Origin of the sequence: Pseudomonas sp. G5001 (assembly GCF_013385475.1) — a bacterium.
GTDB lineage: Bacteria > Pseudomonadota > Gammaproteobacteria > Pseudomonadales > Pseudomonadaceae > Aquipseudomonas.
Genome location: NZ_JACAPZ010000026.1, coordinates 149,895 through 172,936, shown reverse-complemented (window position 1 = coordinate 172,936; position 23,042 = coordinate 149,895). Strand labels below are relative to the sequence as shown.

The 23,042-nt window shown below is 61.2% G+C and carries 24 protein-coding genes; 11 read left to right on the top strand and 13 right to left on the bottom strand.

What is annotated here, in order from left to right; genetic code table 11:
• Positions 1-19: 19 nt before the first annotated feature.
• The 6 genes from HX805_RS21055 to HX805_RS21030 are packed head-to-tail and all read right to left on the bottom strand — an operon-like array spanning position 20 to position 6,199.
• Entirely contained in the window at positions 20-1,534 is a 1,515-nt protein-coding gene (locus HX805_RS21055) for an ABC transporter substrate-binding protein (RefSeq protein ID WP_134325978.1), read from the bottom strand.
• A gap of 51 nt (positions 1,535-1,585) precedes the next feature.
• Entirely contained in the window at positions 1,586-2,557 is a 972-nt protein-coding gene (locus tag HX805_RS21050; RefSeq protein WP_177117286.1) for an ABC transporter ATP-binding protein, read from the bottom strand.
• Positions 2,554-3,510 carry an ABC transporter ATP-binding protein gene (locus tag HX805_RS21045; RefSeq protein WP_102368420.1) on the bottom strand — a complete coding sequence of 319 codons (957 nt, stop codon included), beginning with the start codon at positions 3,508-3,510 and terminating at the stop codon, positions 2,554-2,556. The genes HX805_RS21050 and HX805_RS21045 overlap by 4 nt, the downstream gene beginning before the upstream one ends.
• Positions 3,507-4,364, bottom strand: a complete 858-nt coding sequence (locus HX805_RS21040; protein WP_003218837.1) for an ABC transporter permease — start codon at positions 4,362-4,364, stop codon at positions 3,507-3,509. The genes HX805_RS21045 and HX805_RS21040 overlap by 4 nt, the downstream gene beginning before the upstream one ends.
• Positions 4,361-5,308, bottom strand: coding sequence for an ABC transporter permease (locus HX805_RS21035; RefSeq protein WP_003218838.1), 948 nt, complete (start codon positions 5,306-5,308; stop codon positions 4,361-4,363). Before HX805_RS21035 ends, HX805_RS21040 begins: the two co-directional genes overlap by 4 nt.
• Before the next feature lie 3 nt (positions 5,309-5,311).
• Complete coding sequence (locus HX805_RS21030; RefSeq protein WP_008437674.1) at positions 5,312-6,199, bottom strand: proline iminopeptidase-family hydrolase; 888 nt, start codon at positions 6,197-6,199, stop codon at positions 5,312-5,314.
• Between the two features lie 182 nt (positions 6,200-6,381).
• Here HX805_RS21030 and HX805_RS21025 point away from each other — a divergent pair, with 182 nt between their 5' ends.
• Entirely contained in the window at positions 6,382-7,146 is a 765-nt protein-coding gene (locus HX805_RS21025; protein WP_008437673.1) for a LuxR family transcriptional regulator, read from the top strand.
• Positions 7,147-7,240: 94 nt separating this feature from the next.
• Positions 7,241-8,173 carry a proline iminopeptidase-family hydrolase gene (locus HX805_RS21020; RefSeq protein ID WP_003218843.1) on the top strand — a complete coding sequence of 311 codons (933 nt, stop codon included), beginning with the start codon at positions 7,241-7,243 and terminating at the stop codon, positions 8,171-8,173.
• A gap of 116 nt (positions 8,174-8,289) precedes the next feature.
• On the opposite strand, the gene HX805_RS21015 is transcribed toward HX805_RS21020, so the two are convergent.
• Complete coding sequence (locus HX805_RS21015; RefSeq protein ID WP_010176247.1) at positions 8,290-9,801, bottom strand: nucleobase:cation symporter-2 family protein; 1,512 nt, start codon at positions 9,799-9,801, stop codon at positions 8,290-8,292.
• 172 nt (positions 9,802-9,973) lie between these two features.
• On the opposite strand from HX805_RS21015, the gene HX805_RS21010 reads away from it, so the two are divergent.
• A complete protein-coding gene (locus HX805_RS21010) occupies positions 9,974-10,924 on the top strand; it encodes a LysR family transcriptional regulator (RefSeq protein ID WP_177040078.1) in 951 nt (316 codons plus the stop codon).
• Positions 10,925-11,068: 144 nt separating this feature from the next.
• Entirely contained in the window at positions 11,069-11,902 is an 834-nt protein-coding gene (locus HX805_RS21005) for a nucleoside-binding protein (RefSeq protein WP_177028733.1), read from the top strand.
• Here HX805_RS21005 and punC read toward each other — a convergent pair.
• Positions 11,899-13,092: a purine nucleoside transporter PunC gene (punC, locus tag HX805_RS21000; protein WP_177117285.1), complete on the bottom strand. Its 1,194-nt coding sequence runs from the start codon at positions 13,090-13,092 to the stop codon at positions 11,899-11,901. The two genes, HX805_RS21005 and punC, sit on opposite strands and share 4 nt — an antisense overlap.
• Positions 13,093-13,214: 122 nt before the next feature.
• Between punC and punR the strand changes: the two genes are divergently transcribed.
• Complete coding sequence (gene punR, locus HX805_RS20995) at positions 13,215-14,147, top strand: DNA-binding transcriptional activator PunR (RefSeq protein ID WP_003218855.1); 933 nt, start codon at positions 13,215-13,217, stop codon at positions 14,145-14,147.
• Positions 14,148-14,212: 65 nt separating this feature from the next.
• Here the strand turns inward: punR and HX805_RS20990 are convergent, their stop codons facing one another.
• Positions 14,213-15,382, bottom strand: a complete 1,170-nt coding sequence (locus HX805_RS20990) for an aspartate aminotransferase family protein (RefSeq protein WP_177117284.1) — start codon at positions 15,380-15,382, stop codon at positions 14,213-14,215.
• 103 nt (positions 15,383-15,485) lie between these two features.
• On the opposite strand from HX805_RS20990, the gene HX805_RS20985 reads away from it, so the two are divergent.
• Positions 15,486-16,391, top strand: coding sequence for a LysR family transcriptional regulator (locus tag HX805_RS20985; protein ID WP_102368413.1), 906 nt, complete (start codon positions 15,486-15,488; stop codon positions 16,389-16,391).
• Here the strand turns inward: HX805_RS20985 and HX805_RS20980 are convergent.
• Both HX805_RS20980 and fabV read right to left on the bottom strand, forming a co-directional pair.
• Positions 16,388-17,011: an HAD family phosphatase gene (locus HX805_RS20980; protein ID WP_177117283.1), complete on the bottom strand. Its 624-nt coding sequence runs from the start codon at positions 17,009-17,011 to the stop codon at positions 16,388-16,390. The two genes, HX805_RS20985 and HX805_RS20980, sit on opposite strands and share 4 nt — an antisense overlap.
• A 100-nt stretch (positions 17,012-17,111) precedes the next feature.
• Complete coding sequence (fabV, locus tag HX805_RS20975) at positions 17,112-18,305, bottom strand: enoyl-ACP reductase FabV (protein ID WP_177117282.1); 1,194 nt, start codon at positions 18,303-18,305, stop codon at positions 17,112-17,114.
• A 384-nt stretch (positions 18,306-18,689) separates the two neighbouring features.
• Here fabV and HX805_RS20970 point away from each other — a divergent pair, with 384 nt between their 5' ends.
• Together HX805_RS20970 and ppnN are read left to right on the top strand one after the other, a co-directional pair.
• Entirely contained in the window at positions 18,690-19,514 is an 825-nt protein-coding gene (locus HX805_RS20970; protein ID WP_177008102.1) for an aspartyl/asparaginyl beta-hydroxylase domain-containing protein, read from the top strand.
• A 147-nt stretch (positions 19,515-19,661) separates the two neighbouring features.
• Positions 19,662-21,035 (top strand): nucleotide 5'-monophosphate nucleosidase PpnN, encoded by a 1,374-nt coding sequence (ppnN, locus tag HX805_RS20965; protein WP_003218868.1) that lies wholly within the window; start codon positions 19,662-19,664, stop codon positions 21,033-21,035.
• A 1-nt stretch (position 21,036) separates the two neighbouring features.
• Here ppnN and HX805_RS20960 read toward each other — a convergent pair whose 3' ends face one another.
• Complete coding sequence (locus HX805_RS20960) at positions 21,037-21,429, bottom strand: RidA family protein (protein WP_003218870.1); 393 nt, start codon at positions 21,427-21,429, stop codon at positions 21,037-21,039.
• A gap of 98 nt (positions 21,430-21,527) precedes the next feature.
• On the opposite strand from HX805_RS20960, the gene HX805_RS20955 reads away from it, so the two are divergent.
• The 3 genes from HX805_RS20955 (at position 21,528) to HX805_RS20945 (ending at position 22,683) form a co-directional block, all read left to right on the top strand.
• Entirely contained in the window at positions 21,528-21,842 is a 315-nt protein-coding gene (locus HX805_RS20955) for an AbrB/MazE/SpoVT family DNA-binding domain-containing protein (RefSeq protein ID WP_177117281.1), read from the top strand.
• Positions 21,839-22,234, top strand: coding sequence for a PIN domain-containing protein (locus HX805_RS20950; RefSeq protein ID WP_003218874.1), 396 nt, complete (start codon positions 21,839-21,841; stop codon positions 22,232-22,234). The genes HX805_RS20955 and HX805_RS20950 overlap by 4 nt, the downstream gene beginning before the upstream one ends.
• A 74-nt stretch (positions 22,235-22,308) precedes the next feature.
• Positions 22,309-22,683, top strand: coding sequence for a hypothetical protein (locus HX805_RS20945; protein WP_032899669.1), 375 nt, complete (start codon positions 22,309-22,311; stop codon positions 22,681-22,683).
• A 15-nt stretch (positions 22,684-22,698) separates the two neighbouring features.
• Here the strand turns inward: HX805_RS20945 and HX805_RS20940 are convergent, their stop codons facing one another.
• The gene (locus tag HX805_RS20940; RefSeq protein WP_026077934.1) at positions 22,699-23,028 is read right to left on the bottom strand and encodes a YXWGXW repeat-containing protein; all 330 of its coding nucleotides are present in this window, start codon (positions 23,026-23,028) and stop codon (positions 22,699-22,701) included.
• Positions 23,029-23,042 lie beyond the last annotated feature (14 nt).

The window sequence follows — 23,042 nt, the reverse complement described above, 5'->3', positions numbered from 1 at the left end:
TTGCGGTGATCTCTAGAACTTAGTTCTTCACCACTTCCTCAAGCGTGAAGCGCCCCAACGGGTTTTGCAGGAAGTTGCTCACGTTCTTGCGTGAGATGTTGATGTACGGGCTGTAGTACAGGTCGATCCAGTTCACATCCTGTTTCGCCATTTTCTGCAGGTCCACATACATCTGCTCACGCTTGACCGGATCCGCCTCGATCCGCGCGGCCGCCACCAGGTCCTTCACTTTGTCGTTCTTGTAGCGGGTCATGTAGTTCTGATTGGTGTCGTGGCCCAGCACGAAGGTGGTCTTCTGGTCCGGGTCGAGGATGTCGTTGGTCCAGTACATCACCGAAATATCGTAATCGCCGTCCACCAGCATCTGCCAGCTTTGGGTCGGGTCGACCTTTTGCAGGTTGGCCGTCACACCGACCTTGGCCAGTTGATCCTTGATCATCACCGCAATCTGCTCGTCGGCTTCGTTGCCGGCGTTGACCACATAGTTGAGCTTCAAATCCTGGGCGCCGGCAGCCGCCAGCAGCTTCTTGGCTTCGGTCGGGTCATACGGGCGTTGCAGGTTGTTGGCGTAGTGGTACAGCGAGCCTTTTGGGATGTAGGAATAGGCCACGGTGCCCTGGCCGAAGGTGGCGGTTTTCACCAGCGATTGTTTATCGATGGCCATGTCCAGCGCCTGGCGCACTTCCGGCTTGGCCAGCAGGCCGTGGGCGTGGTTGATCAACAGGTGATCTTCACGGGTGGACGGATCAGAGTGCACCACCACGTTCTTGTCTTTTTTCAGCTCTTCAACCCGGGAAAACGGGACGAAGATCGCCGTGTCCAGCTCATTGTTCTGCACCATGCGCATGCGCGTGTTGTCGTCGGTGACGGAGACCCATTCCACACCATCCAGGCTGACGTTGCTGGCCTGCCAGAAGTTCGGGTTCTTCTTCAGGATCACCCGATCGCCCTTGCGCCACTCGTCCACGGTGAACGCGCCGGAGGTCACCGGGTTTTCCGAGTAGGCGTCTTCGCCCATCTGGGTCATGGCTTTTTCCGACAGGATCGACACCGTCGGCGAAGCCAGTTGCGAGAGGAAGGCGACCGCCGGGGTTTTCAAGGTCACTACCAGGGTTTGCGGGTCGCTGGCCTTGGCGGTGTTGATCAGGCTGAACGGGTCGCTCCACAGCGAGGCCTTGTTGTCGCGGATGCGCAACAGGCTGAAGGCAGCGTCGTCGGCGGTGATCGGCGAGCCATCCGAGAACTTCGCGGCACGCAGCTTGAAGGTGTACGTCAGGCCGTCCTTGGAAATGTCCCAGCTTTCTGCCAGCCCCGGTTCCATCTTAGTGCCCAGGTTGTCCACGCGCACCAGGGTGTCGTAGACGTTGGCGAATACCCAGGTGTCGCGGTTCTGCGCGCTTTTGATCGGGTCAAACGTGGTGCTGTCTTCGCGGCAGCCGATGGTCAGCACACCTGCGGCGTGGGCAATACCGGCGGTCAGCGACCAGGCGGTGAGTGTGGCGGCGGCGAGCAACTTCAAGTGACGGGATTGCATGTCATAACTCCTTGTCTATAACGGCGGTTGTTCATGATCGGCAGGAAGGGTTCAAAGCAAAGGTTCTTCAAGCACGCAACTGTACCGATGCGTTTGCACAACGTGAGTCGGCGGCAATACCTCGGCACACACGGCGCGTGCATGTCGGCAACGCGGGTGAAAGGCGCAACCGCTGGGCAGTCTCAACGGGCTGGGTGGCTCGCCCGGCAAGGGCTCGCTGGGCAGCGGGCGGTACGGATCAATCTCCGGGATCGCCTGGATCAACGCCGCCGTGTAGGGGTGACGGGGCGTGGTGAACACCGCCTCCACCGGGCCTTCCTCGACGATTTTCCCCAGGTACATCACCGCCACCCGATCACACAGGCGGCGGACGATGGCCAGGTCGTGGGCGATAAACAGGATCGCCAGGTTCATGCGCTGTTGCAGTTCCAGCAGCAGGTTGATGATCTGGCCCTGGATCGACACATCCAGGGCAGCCACGCATTCGTCGGCGATGATCAGCCGCGGCTCCACCGCCAGCGCCCGGGCAATGCCGACGCGCTGGCACTGGCCGCCGCTCAGGGAGCCGGGCTTGCGGCTGGCAAGCTCGGGGCGCAGGCCTACCAGATCGAGTAATTCGTCGACCCGGCGTGGGATGTTTTCCGACGCCACCTTGCGCTGCACCCGCAGGACTTCGGCGATGGTTTCGCCGACGGTAAGACGCGGGTTCAGGGCCGCGTAGGGATCCTGGAAGATCATCGCCGTCTCGTGCCGCAAACGGGCGATATCGACCGGCCCGGCGTGGGCCATGTCGATGCCGTCAAACACCACCTGCCCGGCGCTGATGGGGTTGAGGTGCAGGATCGCCCTCCCCAATGTGCTTTTGCCGCTGCCGGACTCGCCCACCAAACCCAGTGTTTCACCGGCGGCCAGGGTCAACGACACCCCGTTGACCGCCCTCACCCACTGTTTATTCAGGCCGAACAGGCCGCTGCCGGCGGCGGCAAAACGCACCTCAAGGTCATTCACCTGCAACAACGTCATGGGCGAACTCCCAGGGGATAGTGACAGGCCACCCGCGCGCCTTCCGGCAGCAGCTCGGTGCACAAGCTGCCGACTTGCGGGCAGCGCGGGTTGAACCGGCAGCCCTTGGGCAATGCGTCGAGCAATGGCGGTTGGCCGGCGATGGTGCGCAACAGGGCGTGGCCGCTGCTGGTGGCGGGCTGGCACTCGATCAAGCCGGCGGTGTAAGGGTGTTGCGGGTGTGCCAGCAGCTCGTATTTGCTGCCGTGTTCGCACAGGCGCCCGGCGTACATCACGGCGATGGAGTCGCAGGTTTGCGCCACCACGCCCAGGTCGTGAGTGATCATGATGATCGACAGGCCACGCTGGTCCCGCAGGTCCAGCAACAGCCGCAAAATCTGGGCTTGCACGGTCACGTCGAGGGCGGTGGTCGGTTCGTCGGCAATCAGCACCTTGGGATTGCAGCCAAGGGCCACCGCGATCATTGCCCGCTGGCGCATGCCGCCGGAAAACTCGTGGGGGTAATTGTCGATCCGCGCCTGGGGATCGGGAATGCCGACCTGGCGCAGCACTTCGATAGCCTGCAAGCGCGCCTCCTTTTTCGACGCGCCCTGGTGCAGTCGGATGCCTTCGGCGATCTGCTCGCCGATGCGCATCAACGGGTCGAGGTGGCTGCTGGGGTTCTGGAAAATCATCCCAAGTTGCCCACCGCGTACCGCGCGCATGCCGGCGTCATCCAGCTGCAGAAGGTCCTGGCCCGCCAGGCGCACCGAACCGCCCTGCACCCGCAGGCTCGGGGACGGCAGCAAGCGCATCAGCCCGCGACAGGCCATGGTCTTGCCCGAACCGCTTTCGCCCACCAGGCCGAGGATTTCACCTTCGGCCAGGTCGAACGACACCCGGTCCACCAACGTTACGTCGCGCCCGGTGTTATTGGCGATGACGCTCAGGTCCTGCACCTGCAACAGGCTCATGAGCGATCCCCCAGCACTTGCGCCACACCATCGGCCAGCAGGCTGAAGCCCATGGCCAGGGTCACGATGGCCAGGCCCGGGAAGGTGCAAATCCACCAGGCGGTAGTGATGAACGCCTGGCCTTCGGCAACCATGGTGCCCCACTCGGCGGTCGGCGGTTGTACGCCCAGGCCGAGGTAGCTGACCGCTGCGCCGTTGAGCAGCACCAGCACTGCGTCAGACATCGAGAACACAATCGAGCCGAACATCGCGTTGGGCAACAAATGCCGGAACAGAATGCGCCCATGGCCAAAGCCCAGGCTTTTGGCGGCCAGGGCGAAGTCGCTTTCCTTGAGCACCAGGATCTGCGAGCGGATCAGCCGCGCGTAGGACACCCAGCCCACCAGCGCCATGGCGATGTAAAAGCTTTTCAAACCCGGGCCGAGAATGGCCATGATCGCCAGCATCAGCACCAGGAAAGGGAACGCGAGGATCACGTCGATCACCCGCATGCAGAAGCTGTCGAAACGCCCGCCGATGTAGCCGGACACCGCACCGACGAAGGTGCCGATCAGGAACGGAAAGATCACCCCGACCACCGCCAGTTGCAGGTCGATGCGTGCGCCCCAGATCACCCTCGAAAGGATGTCTCGCCCGTAGTTGTCCGTGCCAAATGGATGGGCCTGGCTGGGACCCAGCAAACTGATGTCGGTGTTTTGCGCAATCGGGTCAAAGGGTGCGATCCAGGGGGCGAACACGGCCAGCGCCAGCCATGTCAGCAGAATCAACAGGCCCCAGGCCGCCGTCAGCCGGCCATTGCGAAAACCAAAGCGCAGGCGCAGGCGCCATGGGGCGATCAATGGGCGGCTGCTCATTGCATCTTCACTCGCGGGTCCAGCGTGACCGTCACCACATCGGCAACAAAGTTGACCAGCACGGTGGCACAGGCCAGCACCATCGCCACGCCCTGCACCACCATGTAGTCGCGGGTGAAGATGCCGCGCACCAGCAATTGGCCGATGCCGGGAATCGCAAACAGGCTTTCGATCACCACCGTGCCGCTGATCAGCCAGCCAATGTTCACCGCCAGCAGGTTCACCGCCGGCACCAGGGAATTGGGCAGCACATGACGACGAAACACCGCCGCCTCCGACAACCCGCGCGCCCGGGCGGCGGTAACGTGGTCAGCCTGCAACTCCATCAACATGCTCGCCCGCAGGTTGCGCACCAGCACCGCCGACAGCGCCAGGGCGATGGTCAGGCACGGCAGAACCATGTGGTGCGCCTTGTCCAGCCAGGTGCGCCCATACCCGGAGACCGGGAACAGGCCCCATTGCACGCTGAGCAACAGGATCAGCATCAACCCCAGCCAGAACGCCGGCATGCCCAGGCCCACCGTAGTGAACAGCCGGATCAGGTTATCCGCCCAGCCACCTTTATTACGCGCGGCCACGGTGGCCAGCGGCACGGCGATCAACAGCGCCAGCAGCACACTGCCGAGCACCAGGAACAGGGTCGGCTCGATGCGGGTGACGATCAGTTTCAGCGCGTCGACCTTGTACAGCAGTGACTGGCCGAGGTCGCCCTTGAGCAGGTTTTTCAGGAAGTAGAAATATTGCAGCCACAGCGGCTGGTCGAGGCCGTACTGGGCGCGGATCTTCAGCAAGGCGTCCGGGGTGCTGCGCGAACCCAGCAGGGCCCGCGCCGGGTCGCCGGGAATCGAGCGCACCAGCACAAAGGTGATCAGGCTGATGCCAAACAGCACCGGCAGCAATTGCAGCGGCCGGGACAGCACAAAACGGTAACGCGCCAGGTTCATCCGTCAGCCTCGATGACGAGCGAGGAAGTCCAGCAGCACCGGGAAGTATGCCTGGGGCTCTTCGTAAAACGGCATATGGCTGCTGTTGGGGAACACGTGCAGCTCGGCGTGCCGGGCCGCGCTTTTCATGCGCATGGCGCAGGCCGGGGTCAGTTCGTCGTGCTGGCCGGTGGTGATCAGTATCGGCATCTTGAACTCGGCCATCTCGGGGATGCGGTTCCAGTCCTTGAGGTTGCCGATGTAGAGAAATTCGTTGGGACCCTGCATGGTTTCGTAGGGGCCCATGTTCCAGTCGCCGAGGGAACGCTGGACCGGCGCCGGCCATTCGTCCAGGCGGCAGACGTGGCGGTAGTTGAGCAAGGTGATGGCGGCCTGGTACTGCGGGTGATCGAGGGTGCCCATGGCTTCATGGCGTTGCATCATCGCCACGGTTTCGCTACCGAGTGCGCCGCGCAGGCGTTCCAGCTCGAGGGACAGGTGCGGAATGTCGCCGACGGTGTTTTCCAGAATCAGGCTTTTCAGCGCATCGGGGTAGTGAATGGCGTACTCGATGCCCAACCATCCGCCCCAGGAATGCCCCAGCAAGTGCACGCGGCCAAGGCCAAGGGCCTGGCGCACGGTTTCGACTTCTTCGACATAACGGCTGATTTCCCACAGCGAAACATCGGTCGGTCTGGCTGAAGCGCCCGTGCCAAGCTGGTCGAATGCAACCACTCGCAGGCCGTTGTCCTTGAGCCAGCCATGGGCGTCGCGCAAGTAGTCGCAAGGCAGCCCGGGGCCGCCATTGAGGCACAGCAACACCTCATCGCCTTCGCCAAAGCTATAGGCCACGAGGTTGTGGCCATCGACCTGCACGTTGTACCGCTGGTCGGGGGCAATTTCACGCCACATGCATACATTCCTTGTTGTGTGTCGGCCCTGTGGAGAGTGGCCGTTTAGAGGCCAACACTACCGAGGATGCCGCGTGTCCATAACCTGGTAATTCTTATAGGTTTGGTCTGGCAGTCCTTCGCCGGGGCGTGGCATTCTACTTGCAGCAAGACGAGATTCAAATGAAATCGGGAGCAGAACGGATGCTGGCCAGGCTAACTGCGTTTAATGACCGTCTCATCCCCGGCAGGAGCCTGGATGAACAGATGGACAACACCCTCGTATTGGCCCAGGACCTGGGTTTTGATGCGTTGGTCTACGACTACACCCCCGTGCCCATTGACCATAATGGTGCACTGATCACCCCTTCTGTGCTGCAACTGCGCAATACCCCGCCCGACTGGTACAACCTGTGGTGCAGTTCCGGCTTTTATCAGATCGATCCGGTGCAACACCTCGCACTGTCGACGGTTTCACCATTTGTGTGGTCCTACGAGGCCAAGGCCGATACCGCGCTGCAAAAAATCATCGACCCCTGCCACGCCCCGGTTTCCAGCTACTTGCACGACCGCCAGATGACCTGCGGCGTCAGCGTGCCGATCCATTTGCCCCGTGGCGGCTTCGCCTCGCTGACCGGCCTGCGCACCGGCAAGGCCAGCGCCGTGTTGCAGGACGCCCGCCAGACGCTGTCGGAATTCAGCCTGATTACCCACGCCTTGCAGGAAGCGGCCTACCCGCTTTTCAGCAAGGAACTGCGCTCCTACCCGCATATCCGCCTGACCAAGCGTGAGCGCGAATGCCTGAAATGGGCCGCCGACGGCCTGACCGCCGCCGAAATCGCCACGCAATTGAGCCGCTCCCTGGCAGTGGTTACCCTGCACCTGGCGTCGGCCATGCACAAACTGGGGGCCAAGAACCGGGTGCAAGCGGTGGTACGGGCCACTCATTACCGGCTGCTGGAAGACTGATCCGAAGGAAAAACCTAGCTGTTTTGCTAGTTACTTAAACTTTCTGTGCCGACTATCGTGTACCTGATCACTTTTTCTCAGGGCAGGGCACGAAATGGAATTCATCGAAACAATCCGCGAAGGCTATGCGGCCTTTCGCGACTACCAGACCTGGTATCGGGTAACCGGCGACCTGGACAGCGGCCTCACGCCGCTGGTCATCCTCCATGGTGGCCCGGGTTGTACCCATGATTATGTCGATGCCTACAAGGACGTAGCCGCCAGTGGCCACGCGGTCATTCACTACGACCAACTGGGCAACGGCCGCTCCACCCACCTGCCTGACAAAGACCCTTCATTCTGGACCGTCGGCTTGTTCCTCGAAGAACTGGACAACCTGCTGGACCATCTGCAGATCAGCAACAACTACGCGATCCTGGGTCAATCCTGGGGCGGCATGCTCGGCAGCGAACACGCCATCCTGCAACCCAAGGGCCTGCGTGCATTTATTCCGGCCAACTCGCCGACCTGCATGCGTACCTGGGTTGCCGAGGCCAACCGCCTGCGCAAGCTACTGCCTGAAGGCGTGCACGAGACCTTGCTCAAGCATGAACAGGCCGGCACCTACCAGGACCCTGAGTACCTGGCCGCCTCGCGGATTTTCTATGACCAGCACGTGTGCCGGGTCAATCCGTGGCCGGAAGAAGTCGCCCGCACATTCGCCCAGGTGGATTCGGACCCGACGGTGTATCACGCCATGAGCGGCCCGACGGAATTCCATGTGATTGGCAGCTTGAAAGACTGGAACGTGATCGGCCGGCTGTCGAAGGTCAATGTGCCGACCCTGGTGATTTCCGGTCGCCATGACGAGGCCACGCCGCTGGTGGTCAAGCCGTTCCTGGATGAGATCGCCGATGTGCGCTGGGCGCTGTTCGAAGACTCCAGCCACATGCCGCATGTTGAAGAGCGACAGGCGTGCATGGGGACGGTGGTGCAGTTTTTGGATGAGGCTTGTTCGGTGCCCCACAGAACGCTCAAGACTGGCTGAGATCAAAATGTGGGAGCGGGTTTGCTCGCGAAGGCGGTGGATCAGTCAGCATATTTAGCGACTGACACACCGCCTTCGCGAGCAAGCCCGCTCCCACATTGGACTCTTTGTGGCTGTTACACCTCGCTGGTCTGTGCCCTGCCGTGCACGGCCGCTTTCTTCGGCACTTCCTCCAGCAACGGAATCTCCTTGCCCTCGGCATCAAACAGCTTGCCGCCGCTGAAGTAATCCCCGTCCCGCAACGCCGCCACGTCCTGGAAGCACAGGCTGCGTTCCGTCCCGGCAACGAATACCGACTGCTGGTCCGAGTTGCCCGCGGTGAAGTGGTTGAACGCCAGGTTCAACAGGATCGCCATGATCGCCGACGAACTGATCCCCGAATGGAAAATGGTCGCGAACCAGCTCGGGAAGTGATCGTAGAAACTCGGGGCCGCAATCGGGATCATGCCAAAACCGATGGAAGTGGCGACGATGATCAGGTTCATGTTGTTGCGGTAATCAACCTTGGACAAGGTCCGGATACCACTGGCAGCCACGGTGCCGAACAGCACGATCCCGGCCCCGCCCAGCACCGAAGTCGGCACTGCCGCAATCACCCGCCCCATGAACGGCAGCAGGCCGAGGATCACCAGGAATATCCCACCGGTGGCGACCACATAACGGCTCTTGACCCCGGTAACCGCCACCAGTCCGACGTTTTGTGCAAACGCGCTCTGGGTGAACGAGCCGAAGATCGGCGCAAACATGCTCGACAGCATATCCGCACGCAGGCCATTGCCGAGGCGCTTGGAGTCGACCTTGGTGTCGATGATTTCACCCACTGCCAGAATGTCCGCCGAGGTTTCCACCAGCGTCACCATCACCACGATGCACATGGAAATGATCGCCGCGAGATGGAAGGTTGGCATGCCGAAATGGAAGGGTGTGGGAAAGCCGAACATCGGGCCCTGGGTCACGCTGGAGAAGTCAGCCATGCCGAGGAACACCGCGATAACCGTGCCGATCACCATCGCCAGCAGGATCGACAGCCGCGAGATGGTCGCGCTGCCGATCTTGCTCAGCAGCAATACCAGCACCAGGGTCAGCGCCGCCAGGCCGATGTTCGGCATGCTGCCGAAATCTGCGGCGCGGCTGTTGCCGCCCATGGCCCAGCGGGCGGCGACGGGCATCAACGTCAGGCCGATGGTAGTGATCACAATCCCGGTGACTAGCGGCGGGAAGAATTTGGTGATTCGCGAGAACACCGGGGTGATCAGCAGGCCTATCAGGGAGGCGGCCATCACCGCCCCGAGAATCGCCGGGATGCCACCCGCACCGTCACTGCCAACAATCGCCACCATAGTCGCCACCCCGGCAAAGGACACCCCCTGCACCAGCGGCAACTGGCAGCCGAAAAACGGCAGGCCCAGGGTTTGCAACAGCGTAGCCAGGCCTCCGGCAAACAGCGAGGCAGCGATCAGCAGGCCAATATCGGCCGGCGACAACCCGGCCGCCTGGCCGACGATCAACGGTACAGCCACGATGCCGCCGTACATGGTGAGCACATGCTGCAGGCCGTAAGCCATGTTGGCCGCGACGCCGAGATTCTCATCTTCTGGCCGCTGCGGTGACGCCTTCGGGATAGTCATGGTGAGGGGTTCTCTGTTTTTGTTGTGCACTCACTGTATGCAATAGAAAGATTGGATGTCCATAGAGTTGTATACAATCATTTTCACAAGAACACCCTGAACGCCGTTACAAAAATCCATTCAGCCGCCCTGCCCCGTGGCTCGAAGCGCTGCGCACAAGGACTTGAAAAAAATGCTCAACCGCAAGCTGCGCATCCACGCCCCGGCGATTTACTACTTCGACATGGTTCGCCGCTGCCACTCGATCCGCGAAGCCGCGCGCCGCCTGAACGTGGCGTCTTCGGCGGTGAACCGGCAGATCCTCAAGCTGGAAGACGAGGTGGGCGCGGCGCTGTTCGAGCGCCTGCCCGGCGGCCTGCGCCTGACGGCGGCCGGGGAAATCCTGACCCGCCACGTGAGTTTCCTGTTGCAGGACGTGGAGCGCGTGCGCGGTGAACTGGATGGCTTGAACGGTGTGCAGACCGGCCACGTGGAAATCGCCACGGTGGAAGGCGCCACTGTGGAGCTGCTGCCCGCCGCCCTCAAGCGCATGCGTGAGCGTTATCCGAAAGTGACCATTGGCGTCACGGTACAAGGTTCGCAATCGATTCCCGGTGCGGTGGTCAACGGCCAGGCTGACCTGGGGTTGGCCTTTGCCTTACCGCGTAGCAGCGAAACCATCCAGGTGTGTGTCGGCCATTTCCGCCTGGGGGCGTTGATGGCACCGGGGCATCCGTTGGCCGGTGAAAGCAGCGTGAGTTACGCGCGCTGCTGTGAACACGGGGTGATCCAGGCCAAGAGCGAGCTCTCGGTTCACCACCTGATCGCACCGCTGCACAAGCGTTCGGCGGCGACGAACAAGCCACTGCTGCACAGCAACTCGATGGAGCTGGCCCGGCAACTGGCGCGCCAGCAACTGGGCATCGCGTTCCAGACGCGCATTGGCGTGGAGGTAGATTTAGCCCGCGGCGAACTGCTGCACATTCCGCTCAGCGACCAGGGCGGGATCTTCAGCGACCTCGGCTTATACGCCCGCAAAGACCGGGACTTGCCGATGGCGGTGCAAGCCATGGCCCATCTGCTCAGTGAAGAAATCAGTTTGCGCGAACATCAGGAAACACCCTGGGCGCCGCGTATTTCCTGACTCTCAGGCCAGTTTCAGTGCTGCCGTTTTGGCATCGGCCCAGGCGAGATTCTGTTCTTTGGAACCTACAACGGATGTGCCGATACTGCGCCCGGCGACCCTTGCGCGGTCGCCATGAGCCAAAACGCCAAAGGAATTAAAACAATGAAAAAGGCACTGCACGGCGCAACCGTATTACTCACCCTGTTCGGCGGCGGGGAGGCTGTCGCGCTGGAATGGATGAACAACAGCCTGGGATTTCGCTACGGCCAGCAGTTCACCAACCCGAACAACCCGGATGAATTCAGCAAGCGCATCTACAGCTTCACCCACGCCAGCGGCTACCAGTACGGCAGCAACTACCTGAACCTCGATGTGTTCCTGTCCGACAGCCGCGACCCACGCAAGGGCACCGACCACGGCGGCAGCGAAGTGTATGCGGTGTACCGGCACCAGCTGTACGCCTCACGGGTATTCGATGTGCCGCTGGGCACCGGGGTGATCAAGGATTACGCACTGACCTTCGGCTTTGATGCTAACCGCAACAACAACCTGGCGTCGGCGAAAAAACGCGCGCTGGTGATTGGCCCGACCTTGAAGTTCAACACCGTCGGCGTGCTGGACCTGAGCCTGATGTACTACAAGGAAAGAAACCATTCCGGCATCCCTGGCGCGAAAGAACCCGATCACACCTTCGACGATACCTACATGCTCAACCTGACCTGGATGCGGCCTTTCGAGATCGGCAACCACGGGGCGAAGTTTCAGGGGTTTATCAATCACGTCGGGGAAAAGGGCGAAGACTTCCATGGCCGCGACACCGCGCCGGAAACCCTGATGCGCACCGCGCTGATGGTGGCGGTGCGTCCGGGCAAAGGCGTCAAGCCCAATCTCTACCTGGGCGTCGGCTATGAGTATTGGCATAACAAGTTCGGCGTGGACGGCGGCCGGGGTAGCCGCACGTCAACGCCGACGGTGAACATGGAAGTGACGTTCTAGCGGGCGCGCACCAGGTCGGCATCGCCATTGTCGACCTTCGGTCGCGCCAGCCAGTAGCCCAACACGGCCAATGGCGCGGTCGCCAGCATCACGATCGCAGTGATCAACAGCGGCTGGTCGATCATCGACGACACGATCAGGCTCGCCAGGAAGCACAACCCCAACTGCAAGGTGTTCTGCAATGCCGCCGCCTTGCCGGAATTTTCCGCAAACGGCATCAGTGCATTCGCCACCACGATCGGGTAGCTGGCGCCATTGACCAGGGCCATCAGGCAGAACGGAATCAGCAAGGTGGCGAGCGTCGGCACGGTCAAGGTCGCGACGAGGTACAGCGCGACCATGCTGATGCAGTACGCCAGCAGCAGCCACGGCAACAAAGTCTTGCCCTGGAACCGCTGCAACGCACTGCGGCAACTGTAGCCACCGATCAGGAACGACAGCGTTGGCAATACGTAGCTCAAGCCGATGTCATTCGGGCTGTAGCCCATCCCGCCAAGGATGAACGGCGAGGCGGTAAGCCAGGCGAAGAAACTGGCCGAGCATGCGGCAAAGATCATCACGTTGCCGGTGAACACCCGCGACTTGAGCAATTGCCCATAGCCGATTCGGGACGGTTCGCCGTCGGTTGTCAGGCGTTTCGGCAGCGGCCTGAGAAACAACGTAGGCAGCAGCAGGAGCAGCGAAACCACCAACAACACACCGAAAATCGCCTGCCAGCCCCAGTGATTCAGCATCAGCGCTCCCAGCAATGGCGCCAGGGCCGGAGACAGTGACATCAGCGGCATAATGCCGGCGAACACCCGATGGGCCTTGTCCGCCGGGTAGCGGTCGATCACCAGCGCCTGCCAACTGACGGCGGCGGAACACACGCCAATCGCCTGGACAAAACGCAAGGCCAACAGCTGCGGTGCGGTCTCGACCCAGAACATCCCCAGGCAGCCGAGCACAAACAGGGAAAGGCCCGTAAGCAGCACCGGCTTGCGTCCCAACCGGTCGGATAGCGGCCCCCACAGCAACTGCCCGACGGCAAAGCCGGCGAGGAAAATGCTCAGGCTCGCGCCCACCGCGCCGGGGGAAATCTGCAGTTGCTCGCCCATGGCGCCAAACGCCGGCAAGTACATATCCATGGCCAGATAGCCGAGCATGCTCAGCCCCGCCAGGTACCAGGTGAATCCAAAAGAATTTTTCATTGAAGCCTTGTATAACCTGCCATCAAACTATTTGCTGACTGGCGCCTATTATGAAGCTGAGCAAATCCCTGTGAAGCGATAATAATTGGACACTCTTATCAATAATTTTGAAGGCAAATTTCATGTGGTCTGAATATTCCCTGGATGTGGTGGATGCAGTGGCCCGCCACGGCAGCTTCAGCGCCGCCGCCCAGGAACTGCACCGCGTGCCGTCAGCCATCAGCTACACCGTGCGGCAACTTGAAGAATGGCTGGCGGTGCCGCTGTTCGTCCGACGGCATCGGGATGTGGAGCTGACACCCGCGGGTAAATTGTTCATCGACGAAGCCCGCGGCGTCATGAAAAAAATGCTCGGCACCCGCCGGCTGTGCCAGCAAGTGGCAAATGGCTGGAGTGGCCAGTTGAAAGTCGCGGTGGATTCCATCGTTAAACAGCAGCGCTGCCGGCAGTTGGTACTGGATTTCTATCGGCAGTTCCCGGAGGTGGAATTGCTGTTGGATTACGAGGTGTACAACGGGGTGTGGGATGCCCTGGCCGATGACCGCACCGATATCGTGATCGGCGCCACCAGCGCGGTGCCGGTGGCCAGTCAATTCACATTTCGTGACATGGGCCTGCTGAACTGGCTGTGCGTGGTCAGCAGCCGGCATCCGCTGGCAGCGGTCGAAGGCCTGCTCAGCGATGACCAACTGCGGCCCTTCGCCTCCCTGTGCATGACCGACACCTCGCGCAACCTGCCCAAGCGCGACACCTGGACCCTGGATAACCAGCGTCGTTTGGTGGTGCCGCACTGGGCTTCGGCGATTGATTGCCTGCGGGATGGCCTGTGCGTCGGCATGGCACCGGCGCACCTGGTGCAGCCGTGGATCGAGCGCGGCGAGCTGAGCGCCCTGCAACTGTCCCGGCCCTTCCCTGCCAGCCCGTCGTGCGTGGCCTGGGCACAGAACAAACTGTCGCCGGCCATGGCCTGGTTGCTGGATTACCTGGGGGATACCGAGACCCTGAATCAGGAATGGCTGAACGGGGTGCAGGTGGGCTCCGGCTACCCCGTTTGACTGATCGTTCCCACGCTCTGCGTGGGAATGCAGCCAGTGACGCTCCGCGTCAGCCTCATCCGTGTTTAGTCCAGAAGCCGGGAAAGTGTGCGCACGATCATCTCCACTTCCTTGGCATCGATGGTCAGCGGCGGCAGCAGGCGAATGATCTTGCCCCGCGTGACGTTGATCAGCAGGCCATGCTCTTGCGCCGCGCGCTGGGCCAGGTCGCGCTGAGGTGTTGCCAGTTCGATGCCGATCATCAGCCCCTGCCCGCGAATCGCCAGCACCTGGGGATGCTCGTTCAATTCCACCCGCAGGCGCGCCAGCAGCCGCTCACCCTGTTGCGCCGCGTTGTCCAGCAGGCCTTGTTCTTCGATGATCTCCAGCACCGTACAACCGACACGGCAGGCCAGCGGGTTGCCGCCGAAGGTGCTGCCGTGGCTGCCGGGGGTAAACAGTTGCGCAACAGCGGCCCGGGCCAGGCACGCGCCAATCGGCACACCGTTGCCGAGGCCTTTGGCGAGGGTCATCACGTCAGGCACGATGCCTTCATGCTGGAAGGCAAACCAGCGACCTGTACGGCCGATCCCGGTCTGGATCTCATCGAGCATCAACAACCAGCCTTGCCGGGTGCAGTGCTCGCGCAAGGCTTTCAGATAGCCCGGCGGCGCGACTTGCACGCCGCTTTCGCCCTGGATCGGCTCAAGCAGCACCGCAACAATGCGCGGGCCAAACTCCCGGGTCACGGCCTCCAGTGCCTTCAAGTCACCGAAGCCGACCTTGATAAAGTCCCCCGGCAGTTTTTGAAATCCCAACCGCACGGAAGGCCCGTCGCTGGCGGACAGGGTGCCCAGGGTGCGCCCGTGAAAGGCATTCTCCATCACCACCACCAGCGGCTGTTCGATACCCTTTTTCCAGCCATGCAGCCGGGCCAGCTTCAGCGCCGTTTCGTTGGCTTCGGCACCGGAGTTGTTGAAGAACGCCTGGTCCAGCCCGGAGAGCCGGGTGAGGCGCTGGGCCAGGCGCTGCTGCCAGTCGATGCTGTAGAGGTTGGAGGTGTGCAGCAGCAAACCGGCCTGCTCACTGATGGCCGCTACCAGCCGCGGATGGGAATGACCGACGTTGGTCACCGCCACACCTGCCACCGCATCCAGGTATTCACGGCCCTGCTGGTCCCACAGGCGCGTGCCAAGGCCACGGGTAAAGCTCAGGGGCGACGGTTGATAAGTGGTCATCAGGCAGGCGGCGGTCATGGCATCAGGCTCCAGTGCATCGTAGTGATGGCACCAGTATCGTTAGCCACCCGAGCTGGATAAACTGCACAACACTGCGATCACTTTAAACCAGGGCTTGATAATGGATCTGTTCCAGGCGATGACGGTATACGTAAAAGTGGTGGAAGCCGGCAGCATGACGGCGGCGGCGCAGGCGTGCGGCATGTCCACCACCATGGTCGGCAATCACCTGCGCGCGCTGGAACAACGCCTGGGCGTCAGCCTGCTCAAGCGCACCACGCGCAAGCAAAGCCTGACCGAGTTTGGCGGGATTTATTACCAGCGTTGCCTGGAGGTGCTGGGCCTGGTGGCCGACTCCGAGCAGATGGCCGAACAAGCCAACAGTGACGTGCCCAAGGGCCTGCTGCGGATCACCGCACCACCGGCCTTTGGCACCGAACGCCTGGCACCGGCGCTCAGCGAATTTTCCCAGCGCTACCCACAGATCAAGCTGTACGTGGTGCTGAGCAACCAGCGGATGGACATGGTCGACAGCGGGTTCGACGTGGCCATCCGCTTGGGCGACCTGGACGCGCCAAGCCTGATTGCCCGCCCCATGCAGGATTACACCATCACCCTCTGCGCCTCTGCGGAGTACCTGGCGCGCCGTGGCACACCTCAACGCCCCGATGATCTGCAGCAACATGACTGCCTGGCGTTCGCTTACCCGGCGACCGACGATTGGCGCAACGCCGACAAGTTGTGGCGAATGCGCGGTGCAGAGGGCGAAGTGGAAATTCCGGTTTCCGGCTCATTGACCATCAACAGTTCGCAGGCCTTGCGCCAGGCTGCCCTGGAAGGCATGGGCATCGTGATGCTACCTGACGCCCTGGTCGAGCCAGACCTGCGGGCCGGGAAACTGGTGGCATTACTGACGGACTACCAACTGCCCAGCCGGCCCATGCATTTGCTGTACGCCCAGGACCGCTATCGCCTGCCCAAGCTGCGGGCGTTCGTGGATTTCGTCATGGAGAAATGGGCGCGCTAGAGGCTCACCCCCAGCTCGATCAAGCGCTCCCGGGTCTGCGCGGCAGACACGTGGTGAATCCCCTGCCAACCCAGCGCAGTAGCCGCCTCGGTATTGCCGGCTACGTCGTCAATAAACACCACTTCACCCGGCTGGATATCCGGCAAATGGGCGCGCACCTGCGCCAGGCTGGCTTGGTAAATAGCAGGATCGGGCTTGATCAGCTTGATTTCGCCGGACACCACGATGTCGCGAAAATACTGCAGGAAGGGATAGTGGGCGCGGGCATAGGGAAAGGTCTCGGCGGACCAGTTGGTCAGGCCGAACAGCGGCATCTTCGCCTCATGCAACGCTTCGAGTATCGCCACGCCCTCCGGCAATGAACCACGCAGCATCTCGTGCCAGCGGTCGTAGTACGCCTGAATCAAAGGCTCGTGCTGCGGATGTTCGGCGATCAGCGCGCGGGTGCCCTCAGCCAGACTGCGCCCGGCGTCCTGCTCGGTGTTCCAGGCCTGGGTGCAGACGGTGTCCAGGAACCGTTGGCGCTCCCGGTCGTCGATAATCAGCTGGCGGTAGAGATGGTGCGGGTTCCAGTCGAACAGGACACCGCCGAAATCAAAAACGACTGCACGAATCGTCATGTAGATCCTCCGTTAGCGTGGGTGTGATAACGACCGCAGTCTGGCATGACGCGCACAAAAAAGCGGCCCCTGGAGGCCGCTTCTTCGTTACCGCAAGCGCTTAAGCCTGAATCAGGCCCTTGATCTTCACGGTCGGATTCACGTCAGCGTCGTAGTCCACGCCGTCGATCTCGAAACCGAACAGGCGCAGGAATTCCGCCTTGTAGCCGGCAAAATCGCTGATCTCGTTGACGTTGTCATCGGAGACCTGATTCCACAGGGCCGCTACCGCGTCCTGAACCTTAGGCTCAAGTTCCGCGAGGTCGGCGCGCAGGCGGCCGTCGGCGTCGAGCTTGGGCTCTTTGCCATACAGGCTGTCCTTGAACAGGCCGTAGACCTGCTCGATGCAACCTTCGTGGGTGCCCTGCTCTTTCATCACTTTAAACAGCAACGACAGGTACAGCGGCATGATCGGGATCGCCGAGCTGGCCTGGGTCACTACTGCCTTGAGTACCGACACACGGGCGTCGCCTTTCAGCGCCGCGAGGTTTTCGCGCAGGGTCAGGACTTTCTTGTCCAGGTCTTTCTTGGCTTCGCCGATGGAGCCGTTCCAGTAGATGTCCTGGGTCAGCTTCTCGCCGAGGTAGGTGAACGCAGTGGTCTTGGCGCCTTCGGCCAACACGTCGGCGTCACGCAGGGCGTCGATCCACAGCTGCCAGTCTTCGCCGCCCATGACTTTCACGGTGCCGTCGATTTCTTCCTGGGTGGCCGGTTCGAGGGTGGTGTCGACCACGACGCCCTTGTCGGTGTTGATGCCGCGCAGGGTCACAGCCTTGCCGATCGGCTTCAGGGTGGAGTTGTGCACCACGCCTTGCGGGTCGGTACGGCGTGGCGCGGCCAGGCTGTAGACCACCAGGTCGATCTTGCCGAGGTCTTTCTTGATGGTTTCGATGGTCAGGCGCTTGATCTCGTCAGAGAACGCATCGCCGTTGATGCTCTTGGCGTACAGGCCTTTTTCCAGCGCAAACTTCTCGAAGGCGGCGCTGTTGTACCAGCCGGCAGAGCTGAGCTTGCCTTCTTCGCCTTCTTTCTCAAAAAACACGCTCAGGGTGTCGGCGCCGCAGCCAAAGGCAGCGCTGATGCGCGCGGCCAGGCCGTAGCCGGTGGAAGCCCCGAGGACCAGCACCTTTTTCGGGCCGCCTTCAATGGCACCGTGTTCGGTCACGTAGTCGATCTGCTCTTTGACATTCGCTTCACAGCCAACCGGGTGAGCGGTCACACAGATAAAGCCACGAACCCGCGGTTTGATGATCATAAAATTTCTGCCTCTTCCAAGGTGCCGAAGGCCAATGGTGGCCATTACAGCGTCAATCGTACCGGTCTATGACGCCCGGAAAACCGAAGCGTCACGATAGTCGCAAATCTTCTGTTCACAAAATGCTATCCGCAACACCGCCGACCTGACCATCCGCCGAGGCATTTTAGGGGGACAACGGTAAAAATCTGTGCTGCGACTTCACAAATTTCCAGCATTTAAAACGCCACGTGAGGGCGATAACACCCTATCATGACCATATTATTTCGATATGTTTCGGCTCGGGCATGATGCCCACGGGTTGACTGACGCCTTTGCCTGGCCTGCCAGTCAACCGCGGACGGTTTTGAAGCAATCGAAGACCGTCCGATGGAGCCCAGTTTCATGAGTAAGAGTGTCATCCGCAAACGCCTGGCGTCCGCCGCATGGGTCCTTGGCGTCTTGCTGTTCATTTATTGCTTCCCCAAGACCACCCTGGTGTTTCTGCTGCTGGTGGTGTTCTGCGGCCTGTACGATTTCCTGCGCAATGGCCTGTACGACGGCGCGACCATCAAGAAGTATTTCATCGGCAACGGCCGCAATACCTGGTTGCTGGCGCCGTTCAACACGCTGTTTGACCTGTTGAGCCAGCGCAATCGCCACGTTTATAAAATGAACGACCTGCCGCCCGCCTGGCGCGAAGACCTGCAAAAGGTGATCGACGACGCCATGGCCAACAAGGACGAGATCATTCAGTACCTGGACGAGCGCATGGCCGAGAAAAAACGCGGCATGCTGTTTTTCCAATGGTACGGCCGCCCGATCGAGACCACCCTGGATATCCCGCAACTGCGGGAAAAACTGCCCTACGTGAAAACCATCGGCGTGTCGGTATTCAACGAAAACCGTTCCACCTCGTTTCACTTCGGCCCGCTGCGCATGATGTTCCGCGTGCTCTACAACATGGCACCGGCGCCCCATCACGACGGCGTCTACATCCAGGTCGGCAAGCACAAACACTACTGGCACGATGATCCGCTGTTTATCTTCGATGACACGCTGATGCATGCCTCCTTCAACAAGAACGACGCCAAGCGCTACTGCCTGTTCATCGACATCGTGCGGCCAACCCTGGTGCCGTCGGTGCTCAACGGCCTGATCGCGGCCTTTGCCGGAGCAGTCTTTACCCTGCGTCGGTTTTTCTACAAAAACTGGAAGCTGATTCAGTAACTTCTGCGGCATGATGGTGCGCGACGGTGTTTGCGCTCGGCTCCAGTGCCGGGGAAAATGCCAGTCCAATGCGACCGAAAACGGCGCGCACTATCCTCAAGCCACTGGCCATGCCTGGTCCGGTGGCTGTGCTTTCAGGGAATCAGAATGCCCCAAAGACAAGTCATCAATGCCTCCGTAAGCCCTAAAGGCAGCCTTGAAACGCTGTCGCAACGTGAAGTCCAGCAACTGAGCGAAGCCGGTACCGGCAGCATCTACACCCTCTTCCGTCAATGCGCCCTGGCCATCCTCAACACCGGCGCGCACATCGACAACGCCAAGACCATCCTCGACGCCTATAAAGATTTCGAAGTGCGCATCCACCAGCAGGACCGTGGCGTGCGCCTGGAACTGTTGAATGCACCGGCTGACGCGTTCGTCGATGGTGAAATGATCGCCAGTACCCGGGAGATGCTGTTCAGCGCCCTGCGTGACATCGTCTACACCGAAAACGAACTGGACAGCCAGCGCATCGACCTGAGCAGCTCCCAGGGCATCACCGACTACGTGTTCCACCTGCTGCGCAACGCCCGCACCCTGCGCCCGGGCGTCGAGCCGAAGATCGTGGTGTGCTGGGGCGGGCACTCGATCAATACCGAAGAATACAAATACACCAAGAAAGTCGGCCACGAACTCGGCCTGCGCAGCCTCGACGTGTGCACCGGCTGCGGCCCCGGCGTGATGAAAGGCCCGATGAAGGGCGCGACCATTTCCCACGCCAAGCAACGCATTACCGGCGGGCGCTACCTGGGCCTGACCGAACCGGGGATCATCGCCGCCGAGGCGCCGAACCCGATCGTCAATGAGCTGGTGATTTTGCCGGACATCGAAAAGCGCCTGGAAGCCTTCGTGCGCGTCGGCCACGGCATCATCATCTTCCCGGGCGGCGCCGGCACCGCCGAAGAGTTCCTGTACCTGCTGGGCATCCTGATGCACCCGGACAACCGCGACGTGCCGTTCCCGGTGATCCTCACCGGGCCGAAACACGCCGCGCCGTACCTGCAACAGTTGCACGCGTTCGTCGGCGCGACCCTGGGCGAAGCGGCCCAGGCTCATTACCAGATCATCATTGACGACCCGGCTGAGGTGGCACGGCAGATGACCGTCGGCTTGAAAGCGGTCAAACAGTTCCGCCGCGAGCGCAACGACGCGTTCCACTTCAACTGGCTGCTGAAGATCGACGAGGGCTTCCAGCGCCCGTTCGACCCGACCCACGCCAACATGGCCAGCCTGCAACTGAGCCACGCGCTGCCGCCCCATGAACTGGCGGCCAACCTGCGCCGGGCGTTCTCGGGGATTGTGGCGGGCAACGTCAAGGACAAGGGCATCCGCCTGATCGAGCAGAACGGGCCGTATGAGATTCATGGCGACCCGGCGATCATGAAACCGCTGGATGAGTTGCTGAAGGCGTTTGTAGAGCAGCACCGGATGAAACTGCCAGGCGGCGCCGCCTACGTGCCGTGCTACCGCGTGGTGCAGTGAGTCAGCGCTGAACCGCTACGCACTTGATCTCCAGCAGCAAGCCCGGGTTGGCCAGTTCTGATACGCCAATGACCGTCCAGGCGCACAACCCGCGAGGGAAAAGGCGGTTTTTCACTTCACGGAAAACCGCCATGTGCTCGCTCATGTTCACGTGGTAGGTGGTCATGTCGACCACGTCTTCAAACGTACAGCCCCCCTCCTCCAATACCAGGCGCAGGCTCTCCCAGGCGGCGACGAACTGTGCCTCGGGATCGGTGATGACTTCCAGGTGTTCCGTGCGGCCGACCTGCCCTGCGCAGTACAGGGTCTTGCCGACTTTTACCGCCGGGACGTAGCCGGCGCGCTCGACGATGGGGTGCATGGAAGTGGGGATGATGAGGTGGCGGTCGGTCATATGTTGTATCTCTTAAGGCTGGTTTCAGGCGTGTCGACGGGAAACGTTCGGACTATCGTTTTACCTGTTCCGACCCACCCACGCCAGATGAGTAACCTATGGACCAATGGATCTTGCCCTCCACTATTCCTTACCCTAAGGTAAGGAGTATCACGAGAGAGGCTTTCAACATGGCTACCGCCACACTCACTTCAAAAGGCCAAATAACCATTCCCGTTCAAGTCAGGGCCGCACTTGGGCTGAACACTGGCGACCGGGTCGAATTCGTCGAAATGGAAGAGGGCAAGTTTGCGATCATCGCGGCCAGCAAGACTGTGTCGGACCTCAAAGGGCTGATCCGCAAACCCGCCAAGCCCGTCAGCATCGAAGAAATGAACCTGGCCATCGCTGCACAGGGAACCAAAGCACGATGATTGGACTGGATACCAATGTGCTGGTGCGTTACGTCACCCAGGATGATCCCGTCCAATCGCCAAAGGCATCCAGACTGATCGAGTCGCTCACCACTGCCTCGCCGGGTTTTGTCAGCCTGGTTTCAGTGGTGGAACTGGTGTGGGTCCTGCAGTCCAGTTACCAGTCAGCCAAGAGTGAAGTGGTTGCGGTCCTGGAGACGCTGCTGCGTACCCGCGAACTGACCGTAGAGCACGCCGACGTTATCTGGCAGGCACTCCGGCGATTTACAAGCACCAGGGCCGATTTCGCCGACTGCCTGATTGAACGCTGCGCCCACGCAGCAGGCTGTGAATATACGGCGACATTTGATGTCAGCGCGGCCAAGGCTACAGGCATGCGGCGGCTGACCTGAGGCGTCGCGTTGCAGAAGCGTCAAGGCTTTGGTAGAAAATGCCCTTACTGACTTTATCCAGAGACAAGACCAACGTGCGCACGCTTTTTCTCGCCGGCCTGGCATTAACGTCCCCATTGACCCTCGCCGAAGCCATCGCCTGGCCCGACCTGCCCGACACCTGCTTCGTCAGCGGTCGCTCCGCTACCAGTCAGGATGTGGACACCGGTTGTGCGGCGTTTCTGATCAATGTGAAGGGCAAGGCGGCAGGCACGCCGATCAAGCTGGATATCCCGCAGTACGCCATGCATGTCGACGAAGGCACCGGCAAGGAAACACCGGTGATCCTCATCCAGGCGGAAGAGAATGGCGATGTTAAAGCGGTGGGTTACAAGGAGCTTGGCACCGGCCAGTTGGGCGCGGCGCTGCTCAGGGAGGTTCGGCTTCTGGGTACGAAGAAGCCGATTTAAGCCATCGGAAAACGGTCAGCGAACCCAACCGCCGCCCTGCCAGTGATAGCCGTCGTTACGCTGCTCCCAATGCGGGTGAACATAACGATAACCTGGCCGTACCGGCTCCCAGTGGCCGCGAACCGCCACATAGCGCCCGCCTTCCCAACGCCAGTAGCCACGCGACCACAGGTAACCTGGCCGCCCTTCGGGCTCGACCTCGATGACCTGCACCGGCGGCGGTTGCGGCGCGACGACTTCTACATATTCACGCTGCACCGGTCGTCGATCATGCACGACCCGCTCCTCTACACACCCGGAAGCCGCGACGACCAAAGCCGCCAATGCCGCATAACGTAACAACATACAGAATCCTCGGG